The following is a 13,968-nucleotide window of genomic DNA, read 5'->3' on the forward strand; positions in this document are numbered from 1 at the left end:
TTTCCTAGCATTTGTAAGTGGTGCAAAGTAGCGTAAAGTCCTTGCTGTTGCAGCAATTCTTCATGGCTTCCCTGTTCTATTAATTCTCCTCGCTTCAAGACAAAAATTCGATCTACATTGCGAATTGTAGACAGACGGTGAGCAATAATTATCGCAGTCCGTTCAACTAAAAGCTGATTTAATGCTTGTTGAATTAAAGCTTCTGTGCCTACATCTAAACTAGCGGTTGCTTCATCTAGGATCAAAATTTGCGGATTGCGAATTGCAGCTCGTGCAAAGGCTAAAAGTTGCTTTTGTCCGCTGGAAAGATTTGTACCTCTCTCTCTAAGTTGGGTATCGTAACCTAGAGGGAGATTTTGTATAAATTCGTCAATGTTTGTTTTTTGTGCTGCTTGTTGAATTTGCTCAAAGGTGTAGCTGTCTCCTAAAGTGATATTGCTTTTAACATCACCTGCAAACAAAAAGCCTTCTTGCAAAATTACTGCCATGTACCGTCGCAGTTCTGCTTGGGTTACTTCCCGAATATCTACACCATCTATTAAAATGCGTCCTTTACTAGGTTCGTAGAGACGACATAAAAGACGAATAATCGAACTTTTACCTGCACCAGTGGGACCAACTAATGCGATTTTTTCACCTGGATGAATGGTAAAGTCTAAGTCTTTAATGACATAATCATCGTCTTTATAGGCAAACCAAACATGTTCAAAACGAATTTCTCCTTTTGCAGACTTACCATTTGCTGTCTGAGGATTTAAGTTCTCTACGATATCGTCGATATAACCAAATTCTGAATCTAAAAAAGTGTATCGAGGATTGGTGCGATCGCGTATTTCTATTGGTTCATCTAAAATATCGCTAACCCGCTCAATCGCTGTAAAACCAGCTTGAATTATCGTGAATTTTTCCGCAAATTGCCGCAAAGGATCGAACAATCGCTGGGCATACAAAATAAACGCAGATAACGTGCCAAATGTCAATTGTTTATTTAATAATAACAAGCCACCGACACATAAAACACTGGCGATCGCCACTAAAGCAATCCATTCCAATGTAGCGGAAACTGCCGAATCAAAAAAGATGGTTTGATCGACTTCCCTGACGTAATCTTGGTTTGTATTACGAAACAATTGGGCATTAAATTTTTCTCGCCGGAACAACTGTACAATATTAATGCCGGTAATATTTTCTTGCAGTTGGGAATTAAGAACAGAAAGTTCTTCCCGCACTTTGTAATTAGCTTTGCGAAACTGTTGCTGAAATAAAATAATTAACCAGGTGATTGGTATCAGCATCAACAGCAATAACAAAGCCAGTTCCCACTGAATAGAAAACATAAAGCCGAGAATCACCAGCATCGAAAACAAATCCGAGACAATGCCGATCGCTCCAGTGGAAAAAACATCACCCAACACTTCCACATCGCTGGTGAGTCTGGTAATTAATTTACCAACAGGTGTCCGATCAAAAAAACGTACCGCCAAAGATGTAACATGATTAAATAAATCCCCGCGAATTTCGGTGGTGATTTCTTGTCCTAGCTTCTGTACAACATAACCCTGTAAACCTGTAAGTATCAGGTTGACGCTCACCGTCAAGAGCAACAATGCTTCAACGATATTTAGCCCTTCCATTAAAGGACGATTTCTGAGAAACTCGTTTAGGCTTGGTTCCGAGCGAATTAGGGATATGGCTTGTCCAATTAGAAAAGGTTGCATCGCACCAGCAACAGCGATGGGCACGAGTAACAACATCGAAAGCGCTAGCAGTCGTCCACGTTTTCGTGCGTAGGGTACTAAACGCAAAAATAACCGCCAGTCATTTTCACGATGACGGTTCCCTGTATATAATTTTCTTAGAGGTTTGGTAGTGCTCATAGTAAGAGCATTATATAAATTTTTACAATGAGAAAAGCAACCTTTCCTAATCTAACGTTAATATTCATACTCCCACATCATGCCAGAGATTGAAACTGCCCGGTTGCGGCTTCGGCAATTTACGTTAGCAGATTTTGATGATTTGTTTCGCATTTACAGCGATTCCCAAGTCATGCAGTACTTGTCGTCAAGAACCAAAGAACAAATTCAGGCAAGCTTATGTAAACATATCCAACACTGGCAAGAATATAACTTCGGAATGTATGCCGTAATTCATCGAGAAAGTGGTAAAGTGATTGGTCGTTGTGGATTGGGTTTTTTGGATAACACACCAGAAGTTGAACTTGGTTATGTGTTCGATAAATCTTACTGGAATATGGGATTGGCTACAGAAGCATCAAAAGCGACTTTGAAATATGGCTTTGAGGAAGTAAAGTTAGATCGGATAGTGGCGATCGCCAAACCAGAAAATATCGCTTCAGTGCGTGTAATTCAAAAAATCGGTATGCAGTATGAGAAAGATGCTAACTTCTACAATGTTGATGTAGTTTACTATGCTGTCTCTCGTGAGGAATGGCAATCAGATTATTGAGTAATATTATGTTCGTTTAATTGACATTAATAAAAAAATCCCAAATCCTTGATTAGACGTAGCAATGCTACGTCTCTACATCTAGATTACAGATAGAATTTGCGATCGCATATCCTCAACTAAGTTGTGCAAATTACCTGTATTCAGACGATAACTTAGGGGATGGGCAACCAACCGTGCCGTGCTTTCATACAATGTCGCAATCTCAATTAAACCATTTTCGCGCAACGTCCGCCCAGAAGAAACCAAGTCAACGATCGCCTCTGACATCCCCGTAATCGGTCCTAATTCTACTGAACCATATAACGGCACAATTTCCACAGGTAAATCTAAACCTTGGAAATATTCACGAGCGCAATTGACATACTTTGATGCCACTCTACCATCAGCAGGTAATTCCAACGCCGAACGGTAAGAACTCGATGCTTTCACTGCCACAGACATGCGACAATAGCCAAACTGCAAATCAACCAAGTGAGCAACTTGGGGTTTTTTCTCCCGCAGCACATCGTAACCGACAATACCCAGTTGCGCTTGACCATATTCTACATAAACAGGCACATCTTGCGCCCTTACCAGCAGAGCTTTTGCTTTGCCGGTAGTGTCAGGAATTTGAAGTTGGCGAGTTCCTGAATCCAAAAAAGCGCTAAAATCTAATCCCACAGATTGTAACAAATGGATGCTATTTTTAAGTAGTTCCCCTTTTGGCAGTGCAACAGTAAGCATAAGTAGGTTTTGAGTTTTAAATGTAAATAGCTTACTCTTAATTCCTGTAGAGACGTTAAATTTAACGTCTCTACATCTCATAACTTTTAACATGCGGATTCTTTTAGTTGACGATGAAGTTGAACTAACTAACCCCTTAAGTCGTGTGTTAACTCGCGAGGGTTACACTGTGGATGCGGCTTATAATGGGACAAATGGTAGCCAACTGGCTTTATCTGGCAATTATGACTTACTGATTTTAGATTGGATGCTGCCGGGAAAAACCGGGTTAGAAATTTGTCAGCAATTGCGACTTACTGGTAAAGTCACACCCGTGCTGTTTCTCACCGCCAAAGATACTTTAGATGATAGAGTAGAAGGCTTAGATGCTGGTGCGGATGATTATTTAGTTAAACCGTTTGAATTGCGGGAGTTATTAGCACGAGTGCGGGCTTTATTGCGTCGTTCTGGTACGGAAGCGCAAACTATCACAGCCAAGCTGACTGTAGCTGATTTAGAACTTGATAGCGAAAATCAAGTAGCCTTTCGTCCAGGACGAATCATAGAGCTATCAGAAAAAGAAAGTCAACTGTTACAATACTTCATGGAAAATAGCGGACAGTTGCTGACTCACGCTCAAATTATGCAGCAATTGTGGTCATGTGACGAACAACCCAGCAGCAATGTCATAGCGGCATTAATTCGCTTGCTGCGTCGTAAGATTGAAGTTGGTAGTGAAGCGCAATTAATTCACACCGTTTACGGTAAAGGTTATCGTTTTGGAATTGGTAATAGTTAGGGGTTATATCATGACAGGTTTATTACATATCATGTAGAGACGTAGCACAGAATCGTCTCTACAATGAACTATGCGTTGCCCAAAACCCTTGATTAGACGTTAAATTTAACGTCTCTACATTCTTTTTCAAATAGGTTGTCTACTGAATAAAACTCAAATCAAAATGAGTTGCAACTCATAGCGCTTTCCCCAACCTTTAAGCGATCCGCGCAAACCTTCTGGTGCATAGAAAATAATTTTACGCTCTTTTCCCGCCGCTTCAAAGTCATCTTTTTCGGCTTTCACACCACCAAAACTTTAGACCATCCAGGGGGCAACCACCAGTACAACAATATAGTGCCAACTTCTATGCGGTTCCCCAATAGACATCTGTTGGAAAACAATGTAGAGACGCGAAATTTCGCGTCTCTTGGGGTTTGGATAACGCATATTTAATTTTCGGAGATGTCTAATAGTTAGATTTCGCAACAACTTTCCATTTCTATCTCAGGCACTGCATAAGTTTATTTTGCTTGCATTTAATTAAAGAAAGAAAGAAAGAAAGCAGATAAATCTGACTCACATAATCAGATTTATTGTGAATATTTCTGACTTACCTCAACATGCAAATCTGATCAACAAGAAAAGGATAAATAACTATGTCAACGTTAAATCGTTTGCCTCAAAACACTCAAGTTATTTTAACAGAGATGAAGTCAGCAGATCCGAAAGATCCAACCTCACAGTCTAGGCTTTCTAAATCTGGAAAAATTCCCCCTGCGGAAGTTGATGCAGCATTCGATAAGCTGAATGATGCATTCTCATTTAACCCATCTACTGGACAGTTAGCTAGAAATTCTGCGGTTGATTTGAGTTCCGATGAAGAACAGGTTGTACGGCAACTGCTTGCTGGATATCAAACCCAATTGCAGGCAGGGGAAATCAAATTGCGACGGGGAACCAACCAACAATTTGTTCCACTCACCGCAGAGCCAGAAGAAGATCATCAAGGGGTTTTGACGCGAACTCCTGTTGAGCAGTTCACCGCTCAAAACCCTTCAGATCCTTCTGTGACTGATTCTAATTTAGGTAGCATTGACAGCGATTTCAACACGCTCTTAGCCCAGGGATGTGGTTGGCAATGGTGGCGGAAAAAACACTGGTGGGGAGTCCGCATCAGTTTCAATAGAACTGCGGTCAATTGGCTTGCTAGCGGTGGTGCAGCGGCTTCAGGCATATTAGCCGCAATGGGAATTGGTGGAATAGCCGCAGTCGTGATTGCAGCAATAGTTGCCCTTTTGAAAGCAATTGCCAATGAGAATGGAATCCGAATTTACATCACTTGGGCAGGAGTTTGGTGGGCAACTCCAAAACCAACACCTTCGGGTGGCTGCTAGGTGAGTAGCAGGCTAACAATTATCCCTGTCAAGGTGTTATTTAATATCTGCAAAATAGGGTTTAGCCTCAATCAGAAGGTGGGCAAGTGCCCACTTTCAATCAATCAATTCAGAACCTCATCAAGGGTTTCTGGATCAGTAGACATAGAAAGTGAAAAAAAATGTAGAGACGATTCTGTGCTACGTCTCTACATTCATTTTCAGATAACGCATCATTAATTTCTGGAGATATCTATAGCAATCCGATCAGGAGAGCGTGAAAACCCCTTTCCTTGTAGAGACGTAGCATTGCTACGTCTTGGAGCGGGTTTTTATTTTTTATGAATCATCTAGGATTGCTAAAGTTAGGATTAGTTGTTTTAGTGGAGTCAATGAAGGAGAGTATTTTACGTTTAATTTCACCCACTTATTTAACTTAGTGATTCTATCAACTTTACTACTCGTTCCTTCACTTCATCACGAACGCGTCGAAAAGTTTCAATTGGTTGTCCTTCTGGATCGTCTAATTGCCAATCTTGAAAAACTTCTCTTAATACCCACGCTTCGGGTAAATTCACACCACAACCACACAAAGAAATCACCGCATGGAAATCTTCAGCTAGAAAATCGCTTAAAGGCTTAGAAGTTTGATTGCTAATATCAATACCAATTTCTGACATAATATCAACAGTTTTCGGGTCTACATGACTCGCTTCCAAACCTGAACTATTAAGAGAAATCTTGCCTTCTCCTAATGTGCGTGCAAATCCTTCAGCCATTTGAGAACGCCGAGAATTTTTCTTACAAACAAACATGACTCGTTTCATGATATTGTTACTTATTGGTAGATTGACTGGTTAAACTTTTATCAGCTTCGATTTGAATTAACTTGTAGCGTTGCTTTTTCCTTACGTTCGCTGTAGCGGTCTGTGAGATAATCAACTTGGTGGCGTAAAAGCAAGGTGAATTTATAAAGTTCTTCCATCACATCAACCACGCGATCGCGATACGCTGAATCTTTCATCGTGCCATCTTCGTTAAACTCTTGGTAAGCTTTCGCAACCGAAGATTGATTGGGAATCGTAAACATCCGCATCCAACGTCCCAAAATCCGCATCGTATTCACCGCATTGAAAGACTGAGAACCACCGCTTACTTGCATTACTGCCAAAGTTCTGCCTTGAGTCGGTCTAACTGCACCTATACTTAAAGGAATCCAGTCAATTTGATTTTTCAAAATCCCAGTAATATTACCGTGCATCTCCGGTGAAGACCAAACTTGACCCTCAGACCATAAACTCAACTCCCGTAACTCCTGTACCTTCTCATGAGTTTCTGGCACACTGTTATGAATCGGTAACTCACGGGGGTCAAAAAATCTCACCTCCGCACCAAACCCCTCAATAATTCTCCCCGCTTCTTCTGCTAACAAATGGCTATAAGAACGCTCTCGTAAAGAACCATATAAAAACAATATTCTGGGCTTATGATTAAACGTTGTCATTGGCGATAAAAATTATTTAACTACAAGGCTGGTGATGAGGATGCTTGGAAAAAACGCTTTTTAATCCAGAAAGCTGCACTAACCAAACCAATTAATACTGGAACCTCTACTAATGGTCCAATTACCGCAGCAAAGGCAGCACCAGAGTTAATACCAAATACGGCAATTGCGACAGCGATCGCTAACTCAAAATTATTGCCAGCTGCCGTAAATGCCAAACTCGCAGCTTTTGCATAGTCAGCTTTGATTCTCCATGCCATGTAAAAACTACTCAAGAACATTAGCACGAAGTAAACTATTAAGGGAATCGCAATTCGCACAACATCCAGAGGTATTTGAACAATTAAATTGCCCTTTAAACTAAACATCATCACGATGGTAAATAACAAGGCAATCAATGTAATTGGACTAATTTTCGGAATAAATTCATTGTGATACCACGGTTTACCTTTAGCTCTAACCAAAAGAACACGAGTGATAAAACCAGCAAGGAAGGGAATACCTAAATATATAAAAACACTTGTAGCAATTTCTCCAATGCTCACATTAACAGCACTTCCTTTTAAGCCAAATAAAGGTGGCAAAACAGAAAGAAAGAACCAAGCATAAACACTGTAAAAGAGAACTTGAAAAATACTATTAAAGGCAACCAATCCGGCTGTATATTCAGTGTCTCCCCTAGCTAAATCACTCCATACAATCACCATCGCAATACAACGGGCTAATCCAATCATGATTAAGCCAGCCATATATTCGGGTTTGTCGCGGAGAAAAAAGATGGCAAGTATAAACATGAGAACCGGACCAATCACCCAATTCTGTAATAACGACAAACCGAGAATTTTGCCGTTACGAAATACATCCCCTAATTCTTCATATCGCACTTTTGCTAAAGGCGGATACATCATCAAAATTAAGCCAATAGCAATTGGTATATTGGTCGTACCCACTTGAAAATGATTGATAAATGCTTCTATTCCAGGGAATAAATATCCTAAACCCACTCCAATAGCCATTGCCAGAAATATCCACAATGTCAGGAAGCGGTCAAGAAAAGAAAGGCGTTTTTTAGTAGTTTTCTTGGCAACATATTCCACACAAATCACCTCAATAAATTTATTGCCATAAATCGTAACTTGGAAAAATCAAGCTTCTGATGCAAACGAATTAATTATCTAACTGCTGTCACCTGAGAAGCTTGCTTTTGCGTGGGTGAACTAGTTGCAAAAGCAAGCATCCCAAAAGCGATCGCCAATTTCTTTGCGTTCATTGACCTGATAAATGTGAGTTATATCAAAAGTATATACCCTTCATATCAAAAAAAATTGATATGTTTAATAGAAAAAATCTGTAATCGAATAAATATGCATTAAAAAAACTTGATAGATTATGGAGTGTCTTGACAGCAACGAGTAGGTAACAACTGGCTAAAACGGCGGTAATTAGCTAAATATTGCTCTAGAACCAGAAATTGAGACAAGTTGAGACTGTAATAAATCCAGCGTCCTTCTTGACGGGAGTTTACTAAACCCGCTTCTTTGAGAGTTTTGAGGTGAAAAGACAGTTTCGACTGGTTTACCTCTAAAGCATCGCACAAGTCACACACACACAGTTCTTGCTCTCGCAGCAGTTCCAGCACACTAATCCTCAGTGGTTCGGAAAGCGCATGAAAGCCAGAAACTATATTTGTCGGAACAGTTGCTTTAGAGGTTTGCATTAAATTGAGTTTTGGTAAATCTATTGTGAATCCCCAGTAGAGCAATGAAAACTGTTCTTCCAGATACTGTGAATTATCCTGTTGTCAAATCACCCAAGGAGGATTAATTGCTTTCTTGCTGTTATGGTTTGCCGTTTGTAGTGCTAAACAACAGTATAGCTGGGATTACCAAGGTAAAAGTAAGAGGCAATTTTTATCGAGGTAAAAGGTAAAAGTAAAAAGGTAAAAGTAAGAGGCAATTTTTACCTTTTGTTATTTATCTTTTACAAAAGACCTAACATATGCAGCAGACCGTGACCAGTAATTAGCTCGAAAACTAAGGCAATAAAGCCAAGCATGGCAATACGACCATTCCAAACTTCGGCACTAGTAGTCATACCCCATTCCCAACGCTCTGGTGGATAAATTCTCACCTTTTTCTTCATCTGATAGACTTGTGAAAGCTTCAGACTGGGAGATTCGAGTGCATCTAGAACTAAATCTGCCAAAGCTCTAATGAACAGTGGATGAGTATTGGGAGCTGGTACCCGACGGAAGTTTTCAATTCCCGATTCCTCTGCGAGTTCCCGATACTCAATATCAATTTCTTGTAATGTCTCGATGTGTTCTGAGACAAAACTGATAGGTACAACGACCAAATCTTTCACGCCTTTTGCCCCTAGTTCTGCAAGGGCATCATCAGTGTAAGGTTGCAACCATTCTACCGGACCGACGCGACTTTGGTAAGCTAAAGTGTGTTCATTTGGTCGATTGAGGGTCTGCATGATTAAAGCAGTACATTCCTCAATTTCTTGCTGGTAGGGGTCTCCTGCTTCTTCAACGTAGTTTTTCGGAACACCATGAGCGCTGAAGAAGATATGAACAGAGTCGGGATTGGGAAATTGCTCGAGTTCCTGAGTTATCAGTTCTGCCATTGCTTGCAGGTAGCTTGGTTGTTTGTGCCAAGAGGGAATGACCTTGTATGAAATCCGCTGAAGTTTTGGGTCTTGTTCCCAGAGTTTATCTAACAGCCGAAAGCTGGAACCACTGGTACTGATGGAAAATTGGGGGTAAAGAGGTAGAATTACTACATGTTCAATGTTGTCTTGAGTAAGTTGGGCGATCGCTTCTTCGGTGTAAGGATGCCAGTAACGCATTCCGACATATATGTTCGCTTCTTGTCCCAAGGCTTGCAGTTGTTCTTTTAAAGCTTCTCCTTGCGCTTCGGTAATCCGTCGCAACGGAGAACCACCACCAATTTGCTTGTAGTTTTCTTGAGATTTTTGAGTTCGTCTTGACGCAATCAACCATGCCAGGGGTTTTTGCAACCAACTAAAGGGTAGACGAATAATTTCTGGATCGGAAAACAGATTATACAGAAATGGTCCAACATCTTCCAATTTATCTGGACCACCCAGATTGAGTAATAATACGCCTACACGATCCATAGCAATTACATTCCCCCAATCTTTTCAGATTTTTTACTAATGTTAACAATATATCTTTATTAAATATAAAGGCTAACGGGGAGCGTGGAAACAATGGCAACAATTTTCAGGGATTGGAGTTACCGCTATCAATGGTTATATGATGCTATATCGGGCTTGGCAGCTTTAAGCGTCGGTGGTGAAGCGCGTTTCCGACAGCTTGCAATGCAAGGCTTAACGATTGAATCAGATACTAAAGTTTTAGATTTGTGTTGCGGTAGCGGTCAAGCGACACAAATCTTAGTCAAATATTCACAAAATGTAACAGGACTCGATGCTTCACCGCGATCTTTAAAACGGGCAAGACAGAATGTGCCGCAAGCGGAGTATGTGGAAGCTTTTGCCGAGAAAATGCCGTTTGCAGATAATCAGTTTGATGTTGTACATACTAGCGTCGCCCTACACGAAATGCAGTCTGGGCAATTGCGACAAATAATTAAAGAAGTTTATCGAGTGCTAAAACCAGGTGGGATATTTACATTAGTAGATTTTCATAATCCCACCAACCCTCTATTTGTGCCTGGTTTGTCGCTGTTTTTGCTATTGTTTGAGACAGAGACGGCTTGGCAGTTGTTGAAAACGGATTTGACTGCATTGTTGACAGAGACAGGATTTCGAGAATGCGATCGCACTTTGACTGCGGGTGGAAGTTTACAATTAATCAAAGCGAGAAAATAGCTCCTATAGGACGGGAGCGCAAGTCTCATATTTTTTATGGTTTTTCTTAATACCTAAAACGTCCTATTCAGATTTTATTTTCTTATCAATCGATAGGTGAAGCTATTGACACTCCCCGCGATAAATCGACGGGGATTCTTGTTTCACGGGGAGTCCAGTGACTTTACCCTCCACAAGCTTACACTGAGTATCCCGCAGCGTTTAATACTGAATAAAAATAATAACTACCTCCATTAACAGATATTCTATTTACGTAAGGTTGAATTGTTCATGGTAGATGTTTATTTTGGTTAAAGTCGCCGGCATTAGGCGACTTTTTGTTACTGATGTGAATGCATCTGCTGGATGTTAAGCGATCGCACAATTTAAAAAGTCATTGACTATGCCTCCAAACGCTTGAGTGGGTTGGGTGGTCCAAAGTCATCTGGGAGTTCATCAGCTGTTATTTGTAATACTTTCAACAATGTTTTAAATTGGCTAGGGGTCAATTTTGGGACAGCCCTTCCTCTTTCCCAATTTCCAACAGTATTTTCAGTTACACCTAACGCATCAGCTAACTCTTTCTGAGTAACAAATCTTAAAGTTCTTAATCTCATAAGAGGTGACACCGATTTTTCTACCATTTTACCCTAAATTAATTTAGCCTAAACAGGTTGACTATTTGCCCAAATTCATTTAGGCTTGTAAATGTACTCCCCTAAACCAATTTGGGGTTAAAAGCGAATAAAAAGCCGACACAACTTAGAGGGTAGTGTCTGCAATATTTTTTTCGCTTTCCTAAAGTGTCTCATCCGTTGTCAAACACCAAAACCGAGGGGAGATAGCAGCCCCCTTATCCCAAAGACCTGCTGTGGTGTGAGACGACGAAACCAAGTCGCGAAACGTATTCAAACTTTCGTAGTGTCAACCGTGCTGTAGCTACAGTCTCTAAAAAACCTTAGTAGGGCATTCTGCCCGATAGCCAAAGCTCATAAGTGGCGGGTGTAAGTGCGAGCGCATCGTAGACTGCACGGGCAAGGCGGGAATAAGACCTGGGTGAAAATCCCTTTGAGGTAGTCGTTGGGGTAGTGTCTCGACGGACAGTTGACGCACGCAATTGTGTAGAGTTTTACACATGGCAAAGAAGTATTGAGAAGCGATCGCGCAACGCATTGCAGCCGGCTGCACCTTCTTTAAACTTTATGGAATTGCTGAAATACACCACCAAAAATAAACGCATACGCCAACTTGAAAAACAGGTCTTAGAACTCCAAAAACACATCGAGGCTTTAACCATTTATCTGGATCAAAGTCACGAAATGCTGTTGCGTTGTAGTCCACGTTTAGCGAGGTCTTTAGAGCGCGATTGGCGAGAATTTAGAGTGCAACGAGGGTTAGATATGAGTGAAGAAATCAACCCGCCGCCAAAATCAAAGCAACCAAAACCTATGTATAAAAGTTTGCCTTTATTACCCCGTCCTGACGCCCTTTTAACACGAGATGCAAACGGGCGTGTCGTCGCGTTGCGCGATCGCCCAAACAAAGCTTAGTAGTGAGTTGAGGATTTGCCTATGAATTAAGGTTCGCTCTTCTTTTTCTGAATGCATACACCATTTTTGCCTGGGGGGTTAAAACTAATCCCCCTTATTTAGGGAACTGCCAATTATGGACGAAACAACCACAAAAAAACCCAAAACGTCAACGCCTTGGGCTGTCCTTGATTTGAAAGACGAGGAAATTAGGATCGTAAGTCGGTTTAAGACTATGTACGATGCTACTTGTTACGCAAGTATACTGCGACAAAACAACCCCGTCGGAAGATTTGAAGTGAGATTTTTATCTACCGAGACTTTTTATGCCGATTAAAACCATTTTGGAGAATTTCCTTGGAGCCGATGGAAAGCCTGTAATTGAAACGGTTATAACCGATAAAAATAGGGTTCATAAGCGCGATCGCTCACTTCGAGCCTTTAAGTTGAAATTGGGAATGGGTTTGATTGAGGATGCCAGCGGGAAACAAGAGCGTTGGGTTCCTGGAGGTTCCGGACATTGTCGTCAAGCCCTGTGGCAATGGTGTGTAACCCGAATTGAACCAAAAGGCAATGGTCGGTTACAAACTGAAATAGGTCAGAGGGCGATTACATTAGACATCTCCGAAAAAGAATGTAGAGACGCGAAATACGAAGTCTCTACAAGGGTTTTGGTTAACGCATAATTAATTTATGGAGATGTCTATTGATAAATTGAAAATTGGCGGCACACCAGCATTCACTAGCTCAATCACGGTGTTGTGCTTTGGCTGCACGCCTTTTATTTCAAAAATTGGCTCGACAAATAACTTAACAATCAATAATCGTGTAACGGCTAAGTCTTATAGTGAAATCAATTAGCCGTATAAAGCACGGCGATTGACTACTAAGAGGGAAAAACTCATGGTTCAACGTGGTTCTAAAGTACGTGTCCTCCGTAAAGAATCTTACTGGTTTCAAGATGAAGGAACGGTAGCATCTATTGACCCAAGCGGCATCAAATACTCAGTAATTGTCCGCTTTAGCAAGGTAAATTACTCAGGCATCAACACCAATAACTTTGCTGAAGATGAATTACTAGAAATTGGAGCACCCAAGGCAAAAGCGAAAAAGTAAATAGGGCATGGGGAATGGAGAATGCATAATTTCTCTTGATCTGGCTAGTCCCCACTCCCCTACCTCACAGAAAATAGTGAATCGTGTGGAAGCCACTTGACGATACCGCAGTGGAGGAAACACGCCACGGGTGGTTTTAACCACCGTCAAAAATGATAAAATTAGCGATATTGAGACTCTGCGGTCTGAAGACACGTAGAGTCTCAATATCGCCATAAACTTGAAAGTGCTTTAATTAATGCGTGGTTTGCTGAAGCTAGCTCACTAATGCCTGAATTACCTGAAGTAGAAACAGTTCTTAGGGGTCTAAATCAATTGACCCGAAATCAAGAAATTACGGGTGGAGATGTATTGCTAGAACGAGCGATCGCTTACCCGTTTTCTTCTTTTGAGTTTATTTCTGGAATTAAAGGCAGTGCGATCGCTACTTGGCATCGTCGCGGCAAATATCTCCTAGCCGAACTTAGAACTCAAGGGGGACAAGGGGGACTGCGTGATCAAGGGGGACAAGGGGGACAAGGGGGACTCCTTGGAGACTCCTTGGAGAATAATTCTTCTTTCCCCCCATCCCCCACTCTCCCCATCCCCCCCTCTCCCCCTCTCCCCATCCCCCCATCCCCCCCTCTCCCCCTCCTCCCCTCCCCCACTTCC

Annotated in this window: 17 protein-coding genes; 8 read left to right on the forward strand and 9 right to left on the reverse strand. The window is 41.3% G+C overall.

All coding sequences use genetic code 11. The annotated features are described in order from the left end of the window. A partial coding sequence (locus tag OGM63_RS07820) for an ABC transporter ATP-binding protein (protein ID WP_263744949.1) occupies positions 1-1,877 on the reverse strand: 1,877 nt, incomplete at its 3' end. Positions 1,878-1,956: 79 nt separating this feature from the next. Between OGM63_RS07820 and OGM63_RS07825 the strand changes: the two genes are divergently transcribed. Continuing rightward, positions 1,957-2,469 (forward strand): GNAT family N-acetyltransferase, encoded by a 513-nt coding sequence (locus OGM63_RS07825; protein WP_263744950.1) that lies wholly within the window; start codon positions 1,957-1,959, stop codon positions 2,467-2,469. A gap of 81 nt (positions 2,470-2,550) precedes the next feature. On the opposite strand, the gene hisG is transcribed toward OGM63_RS07825, so the two are convergent. Beyond that, positions 2,551-3,195, reverse strand: coding sequence for an ATP phosphoribosyltransferase (gene hisG, locus OGM63_RS07830; RefSeq protein ID WP_263744951.1), 645 nt, complete (start codon positions 3,193-3,195; stop codon positions 2,551-2,553). Between the two features lie 91 nt (positions 3,196-3,286). Between hisG and rppA the strand changes: the two genes are divergently transcribed. Continuing rightward, on the forward strand, positions 3,287-3,973 hold the full coding sequence (rppA, locus tag OGM63_RS07835) for a two-component system response regulator RppA (protein ID WP_263744952.1): 687 nt from the start codon (positions 3,287-3,289) through the stop codon (positions 3,971-3,973). Between the two features lie 153 nt (positions 3,974-4,126). Here rppA and OGM63_RS07840 read toward each other — a convergent pair whose 3' ends face one another. Next, positions 4,127-4,258 carry a hypothetical protein gene (locus OGM63_RS07840; RefSeq protein WP_263744953.1) on the reverse strand — a complete coding sequence of 44 codons (132 nt, stop codon included), beginning with the start codon at positions 4,256-4,258 and terminating at the stop codon, positions 4,127-4,129. Between the two features lie 353 nt (positions 4,259-4,611). On the opposite strand from OGM63_RS07840, the gene OGM63_RS07845 reads away from it, so the two are divergent. Beyond that, positions 4,612-5,349 (forward strand): hypothetical protein, encoded by a 738-nt coding sequence (locus OGM63_RS07845; RefSeq protein ID WP_263744954.1) that lies wholly within the window; start codon positions 4,612-4,614, stop codon positions 5,347-5,349. A 410-nt stretch (positions 5,350-5,759) separates the two neighbouring features. On the opposite strand, the gene arsC is transcribed toward OGM63_RS07845, so the two are convergent. From arsC to hemH, 5 genes are all read right to left on the reverse strand, one after another. Then, a complete protein-coding gene (gene arsC, locus OGM63_RS07850) occupies positions 5,760-6,155 on the reverse strand; it encodes an arsenate reductase, glutathione/glutaredoxin type (protein ID WP_263744955.1) in 396 nt (131 codons plus the stop codon). Positions 6,156-6,196: 41 nt separating this feature from the next. Then, positions 6,197-6,832, reverse strand: coding sequence for an arsenical resistance protein ArsH (arsH, locus tag OGM63_RS07855; RefSeq protein WP_263744956.1), 636 nt, complete (start codon positions 6,830-6,832; stop codon positions 6,197-6,199). Positions 6,833-6,852: 20 nt separating this feature from the next. Then, positions 6,853-7,929, reverse strand: coding sequence for an ACR3 family arsenite efflux transporter (arsB, locus tag OGM63_RS07860; RefSeq protein ID WP_263744958.1), 1,077 nt, complete (start codon positions 7,927-7,929; stop codon positions 6,853-6,855). A 290-nt stretch (positions 7,930-8,219) separates the two neighbouring features. Continuing rightward, positions 8,220-8,549, reverse strand: coding sequence for an ArsR/SmtB family transcription factor (locus OGM63_RS07865; RefSeq protein WP_263744959.1), 330 nt, complete (start codon positions 8,547-8,549; stop codon positions 8,220-8,222). Positions 8,550-8,812: 263 nt separating this feature from the next. Then, the gene (gene hemH / locus OGM63_RS07870; protein WP_263744960.1) at positions 8,813-9,976 is read right to left on the reverse strand and encodes a ferrochelatase; all 1,164 of its coding nucleotides are present in this window, start codon (positions 9,974-9,976) and stop codon (positions 8,813-8,815) included. Positions 9,977-10,069: 93 nt separating this feature from the next. Between hemH and OGM63_RS07875 the strand changes: the two genes are divergently transcribed. Continuing rightward, the gene (locus OGM63_RS07875) at positions 10,070-10,693 is read left to right on the forward strand and encodes a class I SAM-dependent methyltransferase (protein ID WP_263744961.1); all 624 of its coding nucleotides are present in this window, start codon (positions 10,070-10,072) and stop codon (positions 10,691-10,693) included. Positions 10,694-11,073: 380 nt separating this feature from the next. Here the strand turns inward: OGM63_RS07875 and OGM63_RS07880 are convergent, their stop codons facing one another. Then, positions 11,074-11,316, reverse strand: a complete 243-nt coding sequence (locus OGM63_RS07880) for a helix-turn-helix transcriptional regulator (RefSeq protein ID WP_263744962.1) — start codon at positions 11,314-11,316, stop codon at positions 11,074-11,076. Positions 11,317-11,760: 444 nt separating this feature from the next. Here OGM63_RS07880 and OGM63_RS07885 point away from each other — a divergent pair, with 444 nt between their 5' ends. From OGM63_RS07885 to OGM63_RS07900, 4 genes are all read left to right on the forward strand, one after another. Beyond that, on the forward strand, positions 11,761-12,222 hold the full coding sequence (locus OGM63_RS07885; protein ID WP_263744963.1) for a hypothetical protein: 462 nt from the start codon (positions 11,761-11,763) through the stop codon (positions 12,220-12,222). 305 nt (positions 12,223-12,527) lie between these two features. Beyond that, positions 12,528-12,887 (forward strand): hypothetical protein, encoded by a 360-nt coding sequence (locus OGM63_RS07890; RefSeq protein WP_263744964.1) that lies wholly within the window; start codon positions 12,528-12,530, stop codon positions 12,885-12,887. A 217-nt stretch (positions 12,888-13,104) separates the two neighbouring features. Then, positions 13,105-13,317 carry a photosystem I reaction center subunit IV gene (locus tag OGM63_RS07895; RefSeq protein WP_263744966.1) on the forward strand — a complete coding sequence of 71 codons (213 nt, stop codon included), beginning with the start codon at positions 13,105-13,107 and terminating at the stop codon, positions 13,315-13,317. A gap of 267 nt (positions 13,318-13,584) precedes the next feature. Further along, a partial coding sequence (locus tag OGM63_RS07900; RefSeq protein ID WP_318528422.1) for a DNA-formamidopyrimidine glycosylase family protein occupies positions 13,585-13,968 on the forward strand: 384 nt, incomplete at its 3' end.

The sequence above is a fragment of the Plectonema radiosum NIES-515 genome (assembly GCF_025753815.1).
GTDB lineage: Bacteria > Cyanobacteriota > Cyanobacteriia > Cyanobacteriales > Nostocaceae > Hassallia > Hassallia radiosum_A.